Here is a 19,726-nt window from a genome sequence, read left to right as displayed (position 1 = left end):
TTCAGGCGGCCTGCGCCACCGGCGCCTTGGCCCCGATCTTGATGGCCAGGTCGTCGAAAGCGATCAGTTCGGCGGCCAGAGCTTCGAACTGGCTTAGCGGCACCATGTTCGGACCGTCCGACGGCGCATTATCCGGGTCCTGATGGGTTTCCATGAAGACCGCATCGACGCCGACGGCCACGGCAGCGCGCCCCAGCACTGGCACGAACTCGCGCTGACCACCCGACGATGCGCCCTGCCCGCCCGGCTGCTGAACGCTGTGGGTCGCATCAAACACGACGGGGCAGCCGATCTCGCGCAGCACCGGAAGTGCCCGCATGTCGCTGACCAGAGTGTTGTAGCCGAAGCTGGCGCCGCGTTCGCAGGCCATGACGTTGGGATTGCCGGCGCCGACCACCTTGGCGATGACGTTCTTCATGTCCCAGGGGGCCAGGAACTGACCCTTCTTGATGTTGATCGCCTTGCCGGTGGCGGCGGCCGCCAGCAGCAGGTCGGTCTGACGGCTGAGGAAGGCCGGAATCTGCAGCACGTCGACGACCTCGCCGACCGGACCGCACTGAACCTCGGAGTGAACATCGGTCAGGGTCGGCAGGCCTGTAACATCGCGAATCTCGGCGAAGATCGGCATGGCGTCTTTCAGACCGATGCCACGCGCGGCGTTGGCGCTGGTCCGGTTCGCCTTGTCAAAACTGGTCTTGTAGATGATGCCGACGTTCAGACGTTCACCGATTTCCTTCAGCGCATGGGCCGTCTCCAGCGCATGCTGGCGGCTCTCCATCTGGCAAGGACCGGCGATGAAAGCGATTCTTGCGCCGCCGCCGATGACGACAGGCGTCCGAAGACCTTCGGACAACGTAATGACAGCGTTGGGTCGGCTCACGAGGCGGCTCTTTCGACGTTCGGTGTTGTGGAGGCGGCTTTTGCCGCAACTATTGGGCCATCAGGTGGCGCTCTGAAGGGATGCGCGCAAGTTATCACGGAGTTCGCCCGCGTGGCCACCAAACCTGTCATCCTGTGGTTTCGCCGCGATCTGCGACTGCATGACAATCCTGCCCTGACCCACGCGACGGAGACAGGGCGACCCATCTTGCCTGTCTATATTCTGGACGAGCATTTCGAACGGCCGATGGGCGCCGCGTCGCGCTGGTGGCTCGACAAGTCGTTGAGGGCGCTGGATGCGGCGCTTCAAGATCGCGGTTCGCGCCTGATTCTGCGCAAGGGCAATGCGCTGAACCAGCTTCAGGCGCTGATCAGCGAAACCGGTGCCGACACCGTCTTCATGAACCGCCTGTTCGAACCCGAGGCGTTTGAGCATGACGCCGAAATCGCCCACGCGCTCAAGGCGGACGGTATCGAATGCCGAGGCTTCAACGGCGCCCTGCTCTGCCGCCCCGGCGAGGTGCTGAACGGTTCGGGTCAGCCGTACAAGGTCTTCACCCCGTTCTTGAGAGCCCTCTTGGCCACGGCGGAGGCGCCGGCTCACACAACGGGACCGCGCCAGATACAGACGCCCAGAACGGTTCAATCCGACGACCTCGACAGTTGGAAGCTGCACCCCCATCGTCCGGACTGGTCCAAAGGATTCGACTGGACGCCAGGGGAAGACGGGGCCTCGCAGGCCTTGTCCAGGTTCATACCATCCGGCCTGAAGACCTATGCGAAGGATCGCGACTTTCCCGACCGGCAGGGCGCCAACAGCCGCCTGTCGCCGCATCTTCACTGGGGCGAAATCAGCCCCTGGCGGGCGATCGACCGCGCCCGACAGGCGGCGAAAGACGGCAGAGTATCATCGGCGGAAGCCGACAAATTCATTGCTGAGATCGGCTGGCGCGAGTTCTCGGCGCACCTGCTGCATCATTTCCCTTACATCACCGAGCGCGCGTTCCGTCCCGAGTATGACGCCATGCCCTGGCGTAAAGACGACACGAGCCTCAAGGCATGGAGACAGGGGCGGACCGGATACCCGTTGGTGGACGCCGGCATGCGCCAGCTCTGGACGACAGGGTGGATGCATAATCGGGTTCGGATGGTCGTCGCCTCCTTCCTGATCAAACATCTGCTGATCGACTGGCGCGAAGGCGAAGCCTGGTTCTGGGACACGCTTGTGGATGCCGACCGCGCCAGCAATGTGCAGAACTGGCAGTGGGTCGCAGGCTCGGGCGCAGACGCCTCCCCCTTCTTCCGCATTTTCAATCCCATCACGCAGGGTGAAAAGTTCGATCCCGACGGCGGCTATGTCCGTCGGTGGGTGCCGGAACTTCGCCGCCTGCCCGACCGCTGGCTGCAGTCGCCCTGGACCGCACCCACCGAAGTGCTGCGTGACGCCGGAATCGTTCTAGGGCGCGATTACCCCGAGCCGATCGTCGAACACGAGAAGGCGCGCCATCGGGCGCTCGCTGCCCTGAAGACGGTTTCCGGTCGCGGCGACGACCACAGCGACCGTGATTGACCCCCTTTGTATTCCGCGTTGAAAGTCAAAAGATGAGCGTCGCACACGCCGATATCGAAGCCGTCGCCAGCCGAACACCGCGCGTGTTCGCCATGTTGCTGCGGCTTCTGGCCGCCAACTGGACCTTCGGCCGCTTGACGGTGCAACTGCCCAATGGCGAGACCCATGTGCTTCAAGGCAAGCAGCCGGGCCCCAGCGGCATGATGACCGTGCGCGACTACCAGTTCGCACGCCGCGTGCTGGCGGCCGGCGATATCGGCTTCGCCGAAGGCTATATCGCAGGCGAGTGGGACAGTCCGAACTTGGCCGCCCTGCTTGAAACCCTAGTGGACAACTACGATCACATCCGGCGCCTGTTCGACGGCAATCTGATCATGTGGGTGGTCAACTGGCTGAGCCACCGCACCAATCGTAACAGCAAGACCGGCTCGAAGAAGAACATCCACGCCCACTACGATCTGGGCAATGCCTTCTATTCCCAGTGGCTGGACGGGACGATGACCTATTCATCGGCCCGCTTCAGCCGTGATGGTGAGGCTCTGGAGACGGCGCAACGTGAGAAATACGCCGCCTTGGCCCGAATGATGGATCTTCGGGCAGGAATGTCAGTGCTGGAAATCGGCTGCGGCTGGGGCGGCTTCGCCGAGTTCGCAGCGCGCGAGATCGGCGCCAAGATCACCGGGATCACGATCTCCAAAGAGCAGCATGATTTCGCTCGCCAGCGCATGTTCAACGCGGGTGTGAGCGACCGCGCCGATATTCAGCTGATCGACTACCGCGATGTGCAGGGTCGATTTGATCGGGTGGCGTCCATCGAGATGTTCGAGGCTGTGGGCATGGAGTATTGGCCCGCTTACTTCGGCAAGGTCCACGACGTCCTTAAACCTGGCGGTAAGGCCGGGTTGCAGATCATCACGATCAAGGACGACCTTTTCGATGAATACAATGCCCGGACGGATTTCATCCAGAAGTACGTCTTCCCCGGCGGCATGCTCCCCTCCGAAGACCGGCTGGCGCCGGTCGTGTCGAAAGCCGGACTGTCCTGGCAGTCGGTAGAACGGTTCGGCCTCGACTACGCTGCGACGCTTAAGCTTTGGGATGAGCGTTTCCAGGCGTCCTGGAACGAGATCAGCAAGCTTTCCGGCTTTGACGAACGATTCCGGCGGCTCTGGCGCTTCTATCTGGCCTATTGCGAAGCCGGTTTCCGCTCTCGCCGCACTGACGTGATCCAACTGAGCCTGTCTCGCCCATGAGCCCGCTGATTTCGACGACAGACCTCGCCGCGAGATTGGGCGCGCCGGACTTGCGGATCGTCGATGGCAGCTGGCACCTGGACGGCCGCGACGCGCGCGCCGATTTTGAACAGACCCATATCCTTGGCGCCGTATTTTTCGATCTGGACGCCATATCGGCTCGAGACAGCCCCCTGCCCCACATGATGCCGACGCCAGAGGCCTTTGGGGCTTCGGTCGGGGCGCTGGGCCTCTCCGTCGACGACCAGATCGTCGTCTATGATACCACCGGATTGTTCTCGGCGGCGCGCGTCTGGTGGATGCTGAAGACGATGGGCGCGAAGAGGGTTCAGGTGCTCGACGGCGGCCTGCCGCGCTGGCGTGACGACGGCCTGCCGACCGTCCACGGGCATTCGGTAGCGGATGCGACGGACTTCCATGCCGAGATGGCGACCGATGCCGTCGCCTCGTTGGATGATGTGCGCGCGGCCTTGGCCCAGGATGCTCAGGTCGTCGACGCGCGCGGCGCACCCCGATTCGACGGCGCAGCGCCCGAACCTCGCCCCGGTGTTCGCAGCGGCCATATGCCCGGCGCGTGCAACCTCCCTTATGGCCGATTGCTAAACGACGACGGCACGATGAAGCGTGGCGCGGCCTTGGAGGAGGCCTTTGCAGACGCCGGCGTGGATATCAACCGACCTGTCATCACCACCTGCGGATCCGGAGTGACCGCCGCCATACTGACGCTAGGCCTGGCCGAACTCGGCCGTTCGTCACGGCTTTATGACGGTTCCTGGGCCGAATGGGGCGCCCGAACGGACACCCCCGTCGAAACCGGCTAAGATCAGGCCGGCGGCGCCGCGGGGAAGACGTCGTCGGCGTCGGCCGGTTCGTCTTCCTCGCCACGCGAAACGACGGTGGCCAAAACCAAGTCGCCCGTAACGTTCAAAGTCGTGCGGCACATGTCCAGGAAGCGATCGACGCCAAGGATCAGGCCGATGCCTTCGGGCGGGACCTTCACCATCACCAGGATCATCGCCACGACCGGCAGCGAACCGGCCGGCACGCCTGCCGTACCGATGCCGCCGAGGATGCAGACCAGCATGACCACGACCTGCTGCGTGATCGTCAGGTCGATGCCGAAGAACTGGGCCAGAAACAGCACCGTAACGCCTTCAAACAGGGCCGTGCCGTTCTGATTGGCGGTGGCCCCGACCGTCAGGACGAAGCGGGCGATCTTGCGCGGCAGCTTCAGCTCTTGCTCGGCCGCCTTAAGCGACACCGGCAGAGACGCGTTGGATGAAGCGGTCGAGAAGGCCACCACCATCGGCTCGCGCACGCCCTTGAAGAAGGCGATGGGCGAGCGGCCGGCCGCCAGCCAGATCACCAGCGGATAGACTACGAACATATGGATCGCCATGGCGCCGACCGCGACGCCGACAAAGGCCGCCAAACGCACGAGCAAATCCCAACCGAACAGGGCCGCCAGGTTGAACATCAGACAGGCGATGGCCAGCGGCGCCAGTTTGATGAACAGGTTGATCAGGGTCATGGAGACCTCGAAGATTCCCTGGATCACTTCCTGCAGACGGTCCGTCGCCGGGCTCTTGGCCATGACCAGACCGATGCCGAAGAACAGGGCGAAGATCATCAGCGGCAGGATCGCGTTCTCCGCCGCTGCTGTGACCGCGTTCGACGGCACCAGATCCAGGAAGAAATCGCCCAGCTGGATCGAGCTGTCGCGCCCGGTCTGAACGATGCTGGCGGCGCCGTCCTTGCCCTGCTCCAACAGTTGCTGAGCCACCGCCGGATCGACGCCTCGCCCGGGCTGGAAGACATTGACCATCACCAGACCGATGACCACCGCGATGCTGGACACCACGACTGTCAGAAGCAGCGTCTTAATCCCCGCCCGTCCCAGCGAGCTGAGATCGCCCATCTCCGCCACCCCGACGACCAGGGCCGAGAACAGCAGCGGGATCACCATCATGAACAGCAGGCGCAGGAAGATCTGACCGATCGGTCCGGTCACGTTGTCTGTCAGCCAGACCACCCAGGCCGCATCGGCCCCCACCGCCAGATTGACCAGCAATCCCCCGATCAGCCCGACTGCGAAGCCGATCAACATCAGCCAGTGCAGCGCAAGGCCGCCGCGTTTCGTCTCGGTCATCTGTCCCCCAGGAAGCGATGCAAGCGTCGGCGCTTATCGGATCGGCAGGCCATAGATCAAGCCGGCCGGGCGCGCGTTCCATTGTGCGTTCAAACCGCGCGCCAGGTCGAGCGCCGATTGTGATCCCAGATTTCGCTCGAAAATCTCGCCATAGTTTCCGACGGCTTCGACCGCGTCCTTGGCCCAATCGTCGGACAGCCCAAGCATGGGACCGAACTCGCCCTCGGCGCCCAAAAGACGCCTGACGCGCGGGTCTGTCGTGGTCTTGAACTGATCTTCGGCATTCGCCTTGGTCACCCCGAGTTCCTCGGCCAGCATCAGGGCGTTCAGGGTCCAGCGCACAGTCGAGGCCCAGCGTTCGTCGCCCGCCTTGACCACCGGCCCCAGCGGCTCCTTGGACGCGACATCGGACAAGATCACATGTTCGTTGGGATTGGTCAGCACAGTTCGCGCGGCGGCTAGCGCAGAGATGTCGGCGCTGAATGCGTCGCAATCTTCACGGCCATAGGCGTCGCGCGCCGCTTCCTCAGTCTCGAACACGACGGGCCGGTATTCGATGCCGCGAGACCGGAAATAGTCGGCGGCGTTGGCCTGGGACGTCGAACCCGACTGAACGCAGACCCGCGCACCTGTCAGTTCGGTGGCGCTGTTCAGGTTCAGCGACCGCCGGACCAGAAAGCCCTGGCCGTCGTAATAGTTGATCCCGGCGAAGACGAACCCCTCGCCCGCGTCGCGGCTCATGGTCCAGGACGAATTGCGCCAAAGCACATCGATCCGGCCGTCGTTCAGCGCCGTGAAACGATCCGACGCCGACAGAGGCACGAACCGCACCGCATCGGCATCGCCCAGCACCGCCGCCGCCGTCGCGCGACAGAAATCCACGTCGAAGCCGCGCCACTGGCCGCGATTGTCGGTGTAGGCGAAGCCGACCAACCCCTGATGCACGCCACAATTCAGGCGACCGCGGCGTTTGATGGCGGCCAGCGTCGGGCTTTTTGCGACCGCCGTCGAAGACGTTTGCGCGGGCGTGGCGGGGCTGGCTTCCGGCGCAGGGCTGGCGTCCTTGCGCCCGCAAGCCGTCGTCATCAGCACAACGGCCATCGCTCCGATCGTCCAGCACCGCATCGCGTTCCTATCCCTCGCCGCTTGCGCCCCGATGGCTTTAGAGGCCTTTAGGGACCGATCCGCAACCCATCGGAGGGGCCATGTCGCCGCTTTCGGACCGCACCCGCCTGATCGCCGCCGCCACGCGACGCGGCCACGGTCGGCGCGGCGTCAATCCGCCGGTCGAACGCGCCTCGACGATGTTGAGCGATAGCGCGGCCGTCATGCGCGACGAGACCGACGGGCCGACCTATGGCCTCAGTGGCAGCAGCGCCGCCCGCGATCTTCGCCGCGCCCTGGCCGATCTGGAAGGGGCAAAGGACGCCTTTCTGGTTCCGTCGGGTCTTGCGGCCGTCACGGTTCCGCTGCTGGCGCTTTTGAGGCCGGGCGACGAGGTGATCACGACCGACGCCGTCTATGGTCCGACGCGCCGGTTCCTGAGCCGGTATCAATCGGCCCGCGGCGTCACGACCCGCTTTTTGCCCGCAGACGCAGATGCGCAGACTGTTCTGGCCGCCATTGGCGAGCGCACGCGGTTGGTGCTGATGGAGTCGCCAGCCTCTCTCACATTCGAGATGGTCGATGTCGCCGCCGTAGCCCAGGCCTGCCGCGCACGAGGCGTCCTGACGGTGGTCGATAATACCTGGGCCGCCGGCCTGGCCTATCGTCCGCTGGCCCATGGCGTGGATGTCAGTGTTCAGGCCGTGACCAAATATGTCGGCGGTCATTCGGACGTGCTGATGGGCAGTATCGCTTCAAACAACCCCGCCTGCCTGCGCGCCATCGGCGACACGATTGAGGACCTCGGCTGGCATGTGTCGCCCGATGACGCCTGGCTGGCGCTGCGCGGCCTGCGGACACTGCCGCTGCGCTATGCTGAACAGGCGCGGTCGGCCTTGATCGTCGCGGAGTGGCTGCACGCTCGGCCGGAGGTGTCCCGCGTCCTCTACCCGCCCCTGCCCGGCTCGATCGGTCATGATCTGTGGCGGCGAGATTTCACCGGCGCGGCGTCCCTGATGGGCATAGTCATGAAGGGCGGCGACAAGGCGGCGGGCGAGGCCTTCCTGAACGCCCTGACCTTGTTCGGCCTGGGTTATTCTTGGGGCGGGTTCGAAAGCCTGATCACCCACGAGACGCATCAGATGGCCTACCGCCATCATCCGCCTGTGCTTGAGGGCGAACTGATCCGACTGCATGTCGGTTTGGAAGACCCCTCAGAACTGATCGCCGATCTGGAGCGAGGTCTCGCCGCCTTCACCGCCACGCTCACGGTTCCTTAAGCGCCGCAAAGGACTGTGCGCCCGTGCGTGAACCGTCCGTTCAGACCCCGGATGATTCTCCGCCGCTGTGGGAACAGTGGGCGGCGGGCTTCGTCGTCTTCATGCTGACCGGCGCCCTTATCGCGCCCGTCATCGCGCCGACCCAAGTCGAGACGCCGATCCTGCGGTTCATCTGGTTGCCGGTCTATGCCGTCATTGCCGGCCTGATCGTCTTTCGCTTCGATAAGGTCGTCCGCGCCTGGCCCGCTTGGCTAATGATGTTCGCCCTGGTCGCCCTGTGTTTCGTCTCGAAATATTGGTCCATCGACCCCGAGGTCACTGAACGCCGCGTCATCGCCATGGCGATCAACAGCGCCTTCGCCATCTATCTGGGCGCCCGATTCCGTGACGACGCCCTGCCGCGTGTCCTGATGTACACCTGTCTTGTGATGGCGGTCGGCAGCCTGATCATGGTTTTCGGCTATCCGAAGGTCGGGGTGCACCAATTTGACAACGCCGGCCTGTGGCGCGGCCTGTGGTACGAGAAGAACCAGATGGGGCTGGTCATGGTGGTGGGCGCCGTCTCCGCCGCAGCGACCCTGGCCGCCGATCATATCGCGGGACGCAGCCGTCGGTTCTGGATCAGCCTGCTGACATTAGGTCTGACCACGCTTTTGGTCCTCGCCACGCAATCCAAGACATCGCTTCTATGCTGGGGGCTGGGCCTGGGCATGATCGGCGGGTGGTGGGCGTTGAAGCAGGGCGGCGCGGTCATCACCGTCATCGGCATCTGGCTTGCCGTCATCGTTGCGGCGGGCGCGACCTGGCTGTGGAACTCCGACTCCGCCGCAATCCTCGAGGCGCTGGGCAAGGATCCTTCGCTGACAGGCCGCACGCTGATCTGGGAAGCCCTGATGCGGAAGGTGGCCGAGCGCCCTTGGACCGGATACGGCTTCAGCGCCTTCTGGGGCGTGGACTCGATCCCCGCACGCGAAATCCGCATCGAGACCCAATGGCCCGTGCCTTCCGCTCACAACGGCTGGATCGACCTTCTCGTGCAACTGGGTTGGCCCGGTGCGGTGGCGTTGGGCGCCGTCATGGCGCTCTCTGCGATCTTCGTCGTCGCGCGCACGAACGGGCTCGGCGCGCGCGAAGGCTATTGGAGCATCGCCTATCTGTCGGTCTTCACCGCTTTGAGCCTTTCGGAGAGCGTCCTGCTGACCCACGCCAACCTGCCGTGGATCCTGATGCTGGCGATTATGGCCCGCGCCGTGACCTTTGATCCGGCCCCGGTTCGTGCTCCGCTTGCTCGACCGGCCTCACGGGCCTACCAGACCCGGTCCCGAATCGCCTCAGACTATGTGAATGGCCGCCGACCTCTTCGCTTTTGACGACGAACCCGAAGCTCGCAAACCCGAGCCGCCCAAGCCTGTTGCGGTGACCCCGCCTGCGGCTGCGCCCATTATCGCCCCAACCCCCGCGCCGCCACCTGTTCAGGCCACGGCCACGACGGCGGCCGCCACCGGCTATTCCGCCTCCTCCATCGAGGTGCTGGAAGGCCTGGAGCCCGTTCGCAAACGCCCCGGCATGTATATCGGCGGCACCGACGAGCGCGCCCTGCACCACCTGTTCGCCGAAGTCCTGGACAACGCCATGGACGAGGCGGTGGCCAAACACGCCAAGCTGATCACCGTCGATCTGGACGCCAACGGCTATCTGTCAGTGCGCGACGACGGACGCGGCATTCCGGTGGACCCACACCCCAAACACCCCGGCAAGTCGGCGCTGGAAGTCGTCATGACCGTCCTCCACTCTGGCGGCAAGTTTTCCGGTAAAGCCTATGAAACCTCAGGCGGTTTGCACGGCGTCGGCGTCTCGGTCGTCAATGCCCTGAGCGAAAGCGTGGAGGTCACGGTCTGGCGCGACGGTTTCGAATGGAAACAGGCCTTCAGTCGCGGCCACGTCCTGGCCCCGATCCAGCAGATCGGCCCGTCCAAGAAGCGCGGCACCCTGATCCGCTTCAAGCCCGACGACGAAATCTTCGGCATGGGAGCGGCTTTCAAGCCGGCGCGCCTCTTCCGCATGGCACGGTCAAAAGCCTATCTGTTCCGCGGCGTCGAAATCCGGTGGACCTGCGCATCAGAGCGGATCACTGACGCCACGCCGGCCCAGGCTAGTCTGCACTTCCCAGGCGGCCTGGCCGACGCTCTGGCCGACCGCATCGGTCAACTGGAAACCGTCACCCCCACCTTCGCCGGCCGCGCCGAGCGTCAAGGCGAAGCGGGCGCCTTCGAATGGGCCGTCACCTGGTCGCCCGTCGGTTTCGGCGAGGCGGACGGCTTCATCCAGTCCTACTGCAACACCGTCTCCACCCCCGACGGCGGCACGCACGAAGCCGGGTTCCGCGCCGCCTTGGTCAAGGGGCTGAAGGCCTATGGCGAACTGACCAATGAGAAACGCGCCTCAGTCATCACGGCCGAGGACGTCATCGCCAATGCCGGCGCCCTGATCAGCGTCTTCATCCGCAATCCCGAGTTCCAGGGCCAGACCAAGGACCGTCTGTCCTCGCCCGAGGGCGCGCGCATCGTAGAGCAGTTGCTGCGCGACCCTCTGGACCACTGGCTGACCGAGAGCCCGAAACAGGCCAACGCCCTGCTCGGTTACGTCATCGACCGGGCCGAAGAGCGCTTGCGCCGCCGCAAGGACAAGGAGGTCCAGCGCGCCGCCGCCACCCGCAAGCTGCGCCTGCCCGGGAAACTGTCCGACTGCTCCCGTCAGGCCGCTGAGGGCACCGAACTCTTCATCGTCGAAGGCGATTCGGCCGGCGGCTCGGCCAAACAGGCGCGCGACCGCACGACCCAGGCGATCCTGCCCCTGCGCGGCAAGATCCTGAACGTCGCCTCCGCCACCGCCGACAAGCTGCGCGCCAACGTCGAACTGTCCGACTTGGCCCTGGCCTTGGGCGTCCAGCCCGGCAACCGGTTCAACATCGATGACCTGCGCTACGAGCGGATCGTCATCATGACCGACGCCGACGTGGACGGCGCCCACATCGCGGCCCTGCTCATCACCTTCTTCTATCGCGTCATGCCCGAGACGATCCGCCAGGGCCGGGTCTTCATGGCCCTGCCGCCGCTCTATCGCATCAGCGCCGGGCCTCTGAGCGAATACGCCCGTGACGACGCCCACCGCGACGAACTGCTGGCGACGGTCTTCAAGGGCAAGAAAACCGAGATCGGCCGGTTCAAGGGCCTGGGCGAAATGATGGCCTCCCAACTGAAGGAGACCACCATGGATCCCAAGAAACGCACACTGGCCCGCATTACGGTGCCCGACGCCGAGGCCAGCATCGAGGATTTGGTCGAACGCCTGATGGGCAAGCGCGCCGACGCGCGCTTCCAGTTCATTCAGGAAAACGCCCAGTTCGTGAAAGAAGAACTCGACGTCTAACGGCCTCGCGGCCCTTCCAACGCACGGCGACGCCTGACAAAAGGGGGCATGCAGACGCCCGCTCCCTCCACCGCCGTGCTTGACGAACTGAAGGCCGCGCTCGGTCCGGGCGGCTGGACCCAGGACCCGGATGTCATCGCGCCGCATCTGACCGAATGGCGCAATCGCTGGACCGGCGACACGCCGATCCTGCTGACCCCACGTTCGACGGAAGAGGTCGCGCGTGCCGTGACGATATGCGCGCGCGAGGGCGTCGCGATTACGCCCCAAGGCGGCGGCACGGGCCTGGTCGGCGGGCAAGTGCCCTTTGGCGAAGTCCTGCTGTCGCTGAAGAAGATGCGGACCGTTCGCGACGTCACTGCCTTGGACGACGCCATGACGGTCGAGGCGGGCCTGACTTTGCTCGAGGCGCAACAGACGGCGACGGCGTCGGGCCGCTACTTTCCGCTCAGCCTGGCGGCTGAAGGCTCGGCCACCATCGGCGGAGTCATCTCCACCAACGCCGGCGGCACCCAAGTGCTGCGTTACGGAATGATGCGCGACCTGGTGCTGGGCCTCGAGGCGGTCATGCCCAATGGCGAAATCTACCGGGGGCTGAAGCGACTGCGTAAGGACAACACCGGCTACGACCTGAAACAGCTGATGATCGGCGCCGAGGGCACACTGGGCGTCGTGACCGCCGCCAGCCTGAAGCTGTTCCCCATCATGCGTTCGCGCGCCGTCGCGGTGGTCGGACTGGAAACCGCCGCCGCCTCGGTCGAACTGCTCGCGCGCGCCAAGGCCGAGACGGGCGGTGGGGTCGAAGCCTTCGAACTGATGAAGCGCCTCGGCATGGAATTGGTGCTCAAGAACATCCCCGACACCCGCGAACCGCTCGACACGACGCCCGACTGGTACGTTCTGATCGAGATCGCCTCCGGCACGCCCGGCGGCGCCGAGGCCCAGATGGAGGCCCTGCTGGAGGTCGCCTTCGAGCATGGCCTGATCACTGACGCCGCCATCGCCCAGAACGACGCTCAGCGCGCCGCCTTCTGGCGTCTGCGAGAAGAACACTCGGCGGCGCTCAAGCCCGAGGGCGGCGGCTGGAAACACGACGTCTCCGTCCCGATCAGCCGCATCGCGGAATTCATCGACGAGGCCTCAGCCGCCGTCGAACGCTTCCACCCCGGCACCCGCATCTCGGTCTTCGGCCACGTCGGCGACGGCAATCTGCACTACGACATCTTGCCCGGCGTCGGTCAGGACATCCCCACCTTCATCGGGCGCTGGAAGGAAGGCTCGCAAGTGGTTCACGACGTTGTCGGAACCTATGACGGCTCCATCTCCGCCGAACACGGGTTGGGCCGGCTGAAGACCGAAGAGGTCAAGCGCTACAAGTCCCCTCTCGAGATCGAAACCATGGCCGCCATCCGCCGCGCCATCGATCCCAGGCGGATCATGAACCCGTCGGTCCTGTTCTAGAACCGACGGGCGATCCATCTATCTGAACTTCCGCAGGCCTCGCGGTCCTTGGCGACCCGCGCCGGCGCGTTTGCCAAGCCAGTCTTTCCAGTCCGGCCAGTTTCGACGACGGCCGCCGCCGTCGGCCCATTCCGGCCCGTTCTCAGCGTTGAAGACCGAGATATCGGCGAGGCCGCCCTGTTTGAAGCTTTGCAGCTTCACGCCCTTGCCGCGCCCCATCTCGGGCAGTTCGGCGAGCGGGAAGATCAGGGTCTTGATGTTCTCGCCGATCGTCGCGACGTGATCGCCGGTTACCCGCAGCACCGCCAGCATTTCGCCGTTCAGCACCTGCTTGCCGCCGCGCTTCTGAGCCAAGGTGTCATCTTCCGGCGCGATGAAGCCGTATCCGGCCTTTGATGCGATCAGCAGCTTGCCGCCTGGCTGGTGGGCCAGGACGTTGATGATCTCGGCCTTCTCGTCCAGATCGATCATCAGGCGCAGCGGCTCGCCATGGCCGCGGCCGGAGGCCAACTTGTCCGCGCCGATAGTGAAGATGCGCCCGTCCGACGCCGCCACCAGCAGCTTGTCGGTCGTATAGGCGGGCACGAGGTAGGCGAGTTGGTCGCCTTCCTTGAACTTCAGCTCTGACGGATCCTCGATCTTGCCCTTGGCGGCGCGGATCCAACCGCGTTCCGACAGGATGACGGTGATCGCCTCGCGCGGAATGAAGGCCTCGGGCGCGACGAAGGCGGACGTGTCCACCGCCTCGGCGATCGTGGTCCGGCGCGGCGAGATCAGCGCCTTGCGCACGGCCTCCAGCTCCTTGGAGATCGCCTTCCATTGCTTGCCTTCAGACGACGTCAGCGCCTTCAGATTAGCAAGTTCCTCCGACAGCGCATTGAATTCCTTTTCGATCGTCATCTCTTCCAGACGCGCCAACTGACGCAGCCGGGTGTCGAGGATGAAGTCGGCCTGAACCTCCGTCAGGCCGAACCGCGCGATCAGGACAGCCTTCGGCTGCTCCTCCTCGCGGACAATACGGATCACCTCGTCCAGGTTGAGGAAGACGATGCGCAGGCCTTCCAGCAGGTGCAGGCGCTTTTCGACCCGCTCAATCCGCCATTGCGAACGACGGTTCAGCACCTCACGCCGGTGATCCAGGAAGGCGCGCAGGCAGTCTTTCAGACCCATGACGCGCGGCGTGCCGCTGGCGTCCAGCACGTTCATGTTGATCGGGAAGCGGACCTCCAGATCGGACAGCTTGAACAGGCTTTCCATCAGCATTTCAGGCTCGATGGTGCGGTTCTTGGGCTCCAGGATCAGGCGGATGTCTTCGGCCGACTCGTCGCGCACATCGCCCAGCAGAGGCGCCTTCTTGTGCTCGATCAGGTCCGCCAGCGCCTCGATCAGGCGCGACTTCTGCACCTGATAGGGCATTTCGGTGACAATGATCCGCCACACGCCGCGACCCAGATCTTCGGTCTCCCAGCGCGCGCGAAGGCGCACGCCTCCCCGCCCCGTCTCATAGGCGTCCAGGATCGAGGCATGACCCTCAACCGCTACGCCCCCGGTCGGGAAGTCGGGGCCGGGCACATGCTGGACCAAGTCCTCGGTCGTCGCGTCGGGACGCTCCAGCAGGAGTTGGCAGGCGTCGATCAGTTCGCCGACATTGTGCGGCGGGATCGAGGTGGCCATGCCGACCGCGATACCCGACGAGCCATTGGCCAGAAGATTCGGGAAGCCCGCGGGCAGGACGATCGGCTCTTCGTCCTGATCGTCATAGGTGGGCCGGAAATCGACGGCGTCCTGATCGATGCCATCGAGCAGCAACACGGCGGCCGGCGTCAGCTTGCACTCGGTGTAGCGCATGGCCGCGGCGCTATCGCCGTCGATATTGCCGAAGTTCCCCTGACCGTCGACCAACGGGTAACGCTGGGCGAAATCCTGAGCCAGGCGCACCAGAGCCTCGTAGATCGAGGCGTCACCGTGGGGGTGATATCCGCCCATAACCTCGCCGACGACCTTGGCGCATTTGCGCGCCGCCGCCTGCGGGTTCAGCCGCATCTGATGCATGGCGTAGAGGATGCGCCGGTGCACGGGCTTGAACCCGTCACGGACGTCCGGCAGCGCGCGGTTCGTAATGGTCGACAGGGCGTAGGCCAGATAGCGGCGGCTGAGCGCCGTCTCCATCGGCTCGTCGATGATGCGGCCGCCTTCCGGCGGCGGGGCGTGGATCGTCATGGCTCTGCGAATCGGGGATCGGAAGCGGGAAGTCTAGCCCGTAAGGCGCCAGATTGGGGGATAAGCGCGCTGGGGAGTCACCAAACCGCTCCGCCGTGCGTATGTGAGAGACACACCCTCGTCAGGCCGCGCCATGATCCTGTTCCTGCTGTCCTATCTCGCCGGCGTTCTGACCATCGTCAGTCCCTGCATCCTGCCGGTTCTGCCCTTCGTCTTCGCGCGAGCGGATCGGCCGTTCATCCGCAATGGTCTGCCGTTGTTGGTCGGGATGGCCGTGACCTTTGCGGGCGTGGCGACGCTGGCGGCGCTGGGCGGGGGCTGGGCGGTGCGGGCCAATGAGGTGGGGCGCTGGATCGCCCTGGCCGTCATGGCGGTGCTGGGCGTCAGCCTGCTGTTTCCGGCCGTCGGCGATCGGCTGATGCGGCCGTTCGTGGCGGCCGGGTCCTGGCTGACGGATCGCGCCGAGCGCCAAGCCAGCAATCTGGGGGGAGATCAGGGTGACGTGCGCTCGTCGATGCTGCTCGGCGTCGCGACGGGGCTGCTCTGGGCGCCGTGCGCCGGACCCATTCTGGGCGTGATCCTGACGGGCGCCGCGCTTCAGGGCGCAGGCGTCGGAACGACGGTTCTGCTACTGGCCTATGCGGCAGGCGCGGCGACATCGCTCGGCCTGGCCCTTCTGGTGGGCGGTCGCGTGTTCAAGGCCATGAAGGGCGCGTTGGGCGTCGGCGAATGGGTGCGGCGCGGTCTGGGCGTTCTGGTGCTGATCGGCGTGGTCGTGATTGGCCTGGGTGCGGACACGGGAGTGTTGACCCGGATTTCGGCCGCCAGCACGGGCCGGATCGAACAGGCGTTGCTGGGCGGGATCGGGCGCGGCATGCCGACGAATCGGGCGCCGGCCGATCTGGCCAATCTGCCGGTCGAGGGGGTGATGCCGCCGCTGACCGGGGCGACGACCTGGATCAACACCCCGCCGCTCACGACCGAGCAGTTGAAGGGCAAGGTGGTTGTCGTCGATTTCTGGACCTACTCCTGCATCAACTGCATCCGCTCCATCCCGTACGTCCGCGCCTGGGCTGAGAAGTATAAGGATCAAGGTCTGGTGGTGATCGGCGTGCACACACCCGAATTCGCCTTCGAGAAAGCCGAGGCCAACGTCCGCCAGAACATCCAGCGCCTCGGCATCACCTATCCGGTCGCCATGGACAATGAGTTCGCCATCTGGCGGGCGTTCAAGAACCAGTACTGGCCCGCGCACTACTTCATCGACGCAAAAGGACAGATCCGTCACCACCACTTCGGCGAAGGGGACTATGCGGGCTCCGAACGCGTCATCCAGCAACTTTTGAAGGAGGCGGGCGCAGCGAACGTCGCCAGCAATGTCGTCACAGTTCAGGCTGAGGGCGCAGAGGCCGCCGCCGACATGGCCCGGGTCGAATCGCCGGAGACCTACGTCGGCTATGGCCGCGCCGAGAACTTCCGCTCGCCCGGCGGCCTGGCCAACGATGTGATCAAGGACTATGTCGCCGCGCCGCTGAAGCTGAACGATTGGAGCCTGTCGGGCCGCTGGCGTATGACGCGTGAGCATGCCGACCTGCAGGCGGCCGGCGGCCGTATCGCCTTCCGTTTCAAGGCGCGCGATCTCCATCTGGTCATGGGGCCCAGCAAGCCGGGCGCACCCGTCCGCTTCCGTGTCCGGATCGATGGCGCGGCGCCGGGCGCGAACGCCGGCAGCGACATCGACGCCCAGGGCTTCGGCCGGGTCGACGGCGAGCGACTGTACCAACTGGTCCGGCAGACGGGCGCGGTGCGCGAACGGACGTTCGAGATCGAGTTCCTGGATCCCGGCGTTCAGGTCTTCGCCTTCACCTTCGGCTAGAGGCGGCCGGCGTCGCCCAGCTTGTCCAGCATCCACACGCGCGCGGGCGGCAGGGGCTTGTTCTGCGGGTGGAAGACGAACTGCTCCAGGAAATGCCCCGTCAGGTCGAACCCGGCCCGGACGTCGCCCTCGATCAGACCGGATTGGGCGCCCAGCATGAAGGGCGGCAGGGTCAGCATCTTGTCAGCATAGGGGGCGCCGGCGTCGCGGCTGACCGCCCGGCCGGTGCGAGGACTGACGTAGATCAAGTCGTCGGCCGTGCCGGTCGCGGCGCATTTCGACAGGTCCAAGCCGAAGCCCAGATCCTCAAGCAGGCCGGCTTCGAACCGCACGAAGATCGCAGGCCAGACCGCAGGCATTTCGAACGCCGCCATCAGCGCCTCGAACGCCAGAAAGACGCCGGGATGCGGCTCACGCTCCGGCAACGCGCCTTGGGTCACGCCCGCCGCCGCCGCCAGCCCGGTCAGCGCCAGGGCGTCGTCGAACAGGGCGCTGGGCCCCTCGCCTACCGGCTCCAGTCGTACCGCGCCGAGGTGATCCGAGGTGCGGGCGCGGTAATCGGCCACGACCCGCGCGCCCGCCTGCAGGAATGGCTTCATCTTGCGTGACGCGCCGCCAGCCACATAGGCCGAACGTCGGCCGTGATTCTCGGTCAGCAGATCGACCACGGCGCCTGTGTCGCCGTGGCTGCGCGCCGACAGGACGAACGCCTCTTCGTGGAAGTCCATCAGTCCGCCGGACCTTCGGCGATCACCCCGACCACGCCCTTGGCCTTGTCGTTCGGCACGGTGAAACTGAGCACATATTGCTCGATTTTCCATCCGTCGTCGGTCAGCCGCAGCACCCCTGAGCCTCGCGTCAGGCCGTAGGCGTCGTTGTCCAGCAACTCATCGAACCAGACGATGCAGCGGCAATCGCCCGGCGCCAGCGTCGCCACTCGGTCATGCGGGCGATAGGTCCAGCCTTTCCCTTGCGAGAAATAGGGCGTGGCGTAGGCGCGAAACTCAGTCAGCGACCAGCGCTCGGTCGAATCCGTGCCGATAAACCGGGCGTCAGGCGTGAACAGATCGAAATAGGCGTCGCCGTCCGCGCGCGAGGCCGCCGCGTGCATTCGATCGAGAACAGCGCCAGCCTCGACAACGGGATCGCCCGCAGCCTGCGTCGACGAAGCGGAAAGGACAAGTGCGGCAAGAAGAGCGATCATGGTCCTGTTCTACTCCTGTTCTCCTCGCCGGGAAACAGTCGGGCGCCTCAGCGCGCCAGTGTCGTCGGAAACTCGTGACCCAAGGCTTCGGCCATCGCCTGCTGACTGATCAGGAAGACCTGGTCACGCAGGTGATAGTTGTTGGACAGCACGATCACGGTCACGTCGGCGTCCGGCTGATAGAGCATCAGGTTGCGGAATCCGCCCCAACTGCCGGTGTGATAAATCTGGCGGTCCTGGAAGCTGGGTCGCACCTGATCGCCCAGGCGGTTGGCGAAAATGCCGAAACCCCAGTCCCGACGCGGATGGCTGCGCTCGTTCGGCTTGGTGTCGGCCGGCGCATGGTCGGCCAGCATCTGCTGATAGCTGGCGGGGGTCAGCAGGCCGCCGCGATGTAGCGCCCTTTGCCAGACCAGCAGATCGTCCAGCGTCGAATAGACCGCGCCGGCGCCCGCCACGATGGAGGTGTTGGCGTTCGGCTGTGCCGCAAGGCCGCCGGGGAAGTTGGCGTAGCCCATGATGACGCCGTGATCGCCGCCATCGAGATCAAGCCCGCTATCCTTCATGCCGAGAGGCTTGAAGAAGGTCTCGCGCATATAGGTCTGGAAGGGCTTGCCGCTGGCCTTTTCGACGATGGCGGCGGCCAGATTGAAACCGGCGTTGTCGTACTGAACCTTGGCGCCCGGCTCGAACTGAAGACCAAACCGCTTTGAATCCTCAGTCAGTTCGTCCAGCGTCGCCGGCGTCGTGCGGCGCATGCCCCAACCGGGCCGCGCCATCAGATCGGGAATGCCCGACGTATGCGACAGCAGGTGGCTGATACGGATCGGCGCCCAGGCTTGCGGACAGGGCTGGATCCATTTGCAGACCGGATCGGAGACGTTGAGCTTGCCCTCGTCCTGAAGCTTCAGAATCGCCGTCGCCGTGAACTGTTTCGAGATCGAGGCCAGCCGGAAACGCGAGCCCAGCGCCAGCGGCTGGTTCTGTTCGTAGTTCGCCTTGCCATAGACTTGGCGGAATAGGACCTTGTCGCCCTTGGCCACCAGAACCGCGCCCATGAAGCGGCCTGAAGCGGCTTCGCGATCCAGGCGCGCGGCCAGTTGCGGCAGATCCTGAACCACGACCACGGGCGGCCGCGGCGGCGCATCGGCGCGCTCGGTCGCCAGTTCCACATCGGTCTTGGGGGCCACGGCCGTGGCGATGCCGCCCCAGACCGCGCCACCGAGGATCAGCGCCCCGAGGACGCCCAGAACGAGCCGAGGATGCCCCCCGGCGGTACGCGGCACATCAAACACAGGAAC

The 19,726-nt window shown here is 65.2% G+C and carries 15 protein-coding genes; 8 read left to right on the top strand and 7 right to left on the bottom strand.

Annotation, left to right across the window (positions count from 1 at the left end; genetic code table 11):
- Position 1 precedes the first annotated feature (1 nt).
- Complete coding sequence (kdsA, locus tag VH88_RS08435) at positions 2 to 880, bottom strand: 3-deoxy-8-phosphooctulonate synthase (protein WP_197071030.1); 879 nt, start codon at positions 878 to 880, stop codon at positions 2 to 4.
- A gap of 111 nt (positions 881 to 991) precedes the next feature.
- Here kdsA and VH88_RS08430 point away from each other — a divergent pair, with 111 nt between their 5' ends.
- The 3 genes from VH88_RS08430 to sseA are packed head-to-tail and all read left to right on the top strand — an operon-like array spanning position 992 to position 4,523.
- Positions 992 to 2,449 carry a deoxyribodipyrimidine photo-lyase gene (locus tag VH88_RS08430; protein ID WP_082064423.1) on the top strand — a complete coding sequence of 486 codons (1,458 nt, stop codon included), beginning with the start codon at positions 992 to 994 and terminating at the stop codon, positions 2,447 to 2,449.
- Positions 2,450 to 2,481: 32 nt separating this feature from the next.
- Positions 2,482 to 3,702: a cyclopropane-fatty-acyl-phospholipid synthase family protein gene (locus tag VH88_RS08425; protein ID WP_045810838.1), complete on the top strand. Its 1,221-nt coding sequence runs from the start codon at positions 2,482 to 2,484 to the stop codon at positions 3,700 to 3,702.
- Complete coding sequence (gene sseA, locus VH88_RS08420) at positions 3,699 to 4,523, top strand: 3-mercaptopyruvate sulfurtransferase (protein ID WP_045810837.1); 825 nt, start codon at positions 3,699 to 3,701, stop codon at positions 4,521 to 4,523. Before VH88_RS08425 ends, sseA begins: the two co-directional genes overlap by 4 nt.
- 2 nt (positions 4,524 to 4,525) lie before the next feature.
- Here sseA and VH88_RS08415 read toward each other — a convergent pair whose 3' ends face one another.
- Together VH88_RS08415 and VH88_RS08410 are read right to left on the bottom strand one after the other, a co-directional pair.
- Positions 4,526 to 5,851 (bottom strand): dicarboxylate/amino acid:cation symporter, encoded by a 1,326-nt coding sequence (locus tag VH88_RS08415; RefSeq protein ID WP_045810836.1) that lies wholly within the window; start codon positions 5,849 to 5,851, stop codon positions 4,526 to 4,528.
- Between the two features lie 33 nt (positions 5,852 to 5,884).
- Positions 5,885 to 6,952, bottom strand: coding sequence for an amino acid ABC transporter substrate-binding protein (locus VH88_RS08410; RefSeq protein ID WP_045810835.1), 1,068 nt, complete (start codon positions 6,950 to 6,952; stop codon positions 5,885 to 5,887).
- Positions 6,953 to 7,056: 104 nt separating this feature from the next.
- Between VH88_RS08410 and metC the strand changes: the two genes are divergently transcribed.
- The 4 genes from metC to VH88_RS08390 are packed head-to-tail and all read left to right on the top strand — an operon-like array spanning position 7,057 to position 13,125.
- A complete protein-coding gene (gene metC / locus VH88_RS08405; protein WP_082064422.1) occupies positions 7,057 to 8,235 on the top strand; it encodes a cystathionine beta-lyase in 1,179 nt (392 codons plus the stop codon).
- Between the two features lie 23 nt (positions 8,236 to 8,258).
- The gene (locus tag VH88_RS08400; RefSeq protein WP_045810834.1) at positions 8,259 to 9,605 is read left to right on the top strand and encodes an O-antigen ligase; all 1,347 of its coding nucleotides are present in this window, start codon (positions 8,259 to 8,261) and stop codon (positions 9,603 to 9,605) included.
- Entirely contained in the window at positions 9,580 to 11,664 is a 2,085-nt protein-coding gene (locus tag VH88_RS08395; RefSeq protein WP_045810833.1) for a DNA topoisomerase IV subunit B, read from the top strand. Before VH88_RS08400 ends, VH88_RS08395 begins: the two co-directional genes overlap by 26 nt.
- Before the next feature lie 48 nt (positions 11,665 to 11,712).
- A complete protein-coding gene (locus tag VH88_RS08390; RefSeq protein ID WP_045810832.1) occupies positions 11,713 to 13,125 on the top strand; it encodes an FAD-binding oxidoreductase in 1,413 nt (470 codons plus the stop codon).
- An 18-nt stretch (positions 13,126 to 13,143) separates the two neighbouring features.
- Here VH88_RS08390 and parC read toward each other — a convergent pair whose 3' ends face one another.
- Positions 13,144 to 15,345 carry a DNA topoisomerase IV subunit A gene (gene parC, locus VH88_RS08385; protein ID WP_045810831.1) on the bottom strand — a complete coding sequence of 734 codons (2,202 nt, stop codon included), beginning with the start codon at positions 15,343 to 15,345 and terminating at the stop codon, positions 13,144 to 13,146.
- Positions 15,346 to 15,478: 133 nt separating this feature from the next.
- On the opposite strand from parC, the gene VH88_RS08380 reads away from it, so the two are divergent.
- Positions 15,479 to 17,221: a cytochrome c biogenesis protein DipZ gene (locus VH88_RS08380; RefSeq protein WP_045810830.1), complete on the top strand. Its 1,743-nt coding sequence runs from the start codon at positions 15,479 to 15,481 to the stop codon at positions 17,219 to 17,221.
- Here VH88_RS08380 and recO read toward each other — a convergent pair.
- From recO to VH88_RS08365, 3 genes are read right to left on the bottom strand one after another with little or no spacing between them, the layout of a single operon-like run.
- Positions 17,218 to 17,949, bottom strand: coding sequence for a DNA repair protein RecO (recO, locus tag VH88_RS08375; RefSeq protein WP_039245096.1), 732 nt, complete (start codon positions 17,947 to 17,949; stop codon positions 17,218 to 17,220). The genes VH88_RS08380 and recO overlap by 4 nt on opposite strands.
- Positions 17,949 to 18,425, bottom strand: coding sequence for a nuclear transport factor 2 family protein (locus VH88_RS08370; protein ID WP_045810829.1), 477 nt, complete (start codon positions 18,423 to 18,425; stop codon positions 17,949 to 17,951). Before VH88_RS08370 ends, recO begins: the two co-directional genes overlap by 1 nt.
- 47 nt (positions 18,426 to 18,472) lie before the next feature.
- On the bottom strand, positions 18,473 to 19,711 hold the full coding sequence (locus VH88_RS08365) for a serine hydrolase (RefSeq protein ID WP_231576621.1): 1,239 nt from the start codon (positions 19,709 to 19,711) through the stop codon (positions 18,473 to 18,475).
- Positions 19,712 to 19,726 lie beyond the last annotated feature (15 nt).

Origin of the sequence: Brevundimonas sp. KM4 (genome assembly GCF_000964075.1) — a bacterium.
In the GTDB taxonomy this organism is placed as follows: Bacteria; Pseudomonadota; Alphaproteobacteria; order Caulobacterales; family Caulobacteraceae; genus Brevundimonas; species Brevundimonas huaxiensis.
Note: the sequence above shows the minus strand (reverse complement) of the source record. Positions and strands in the feature narration are given on the sequence as shown.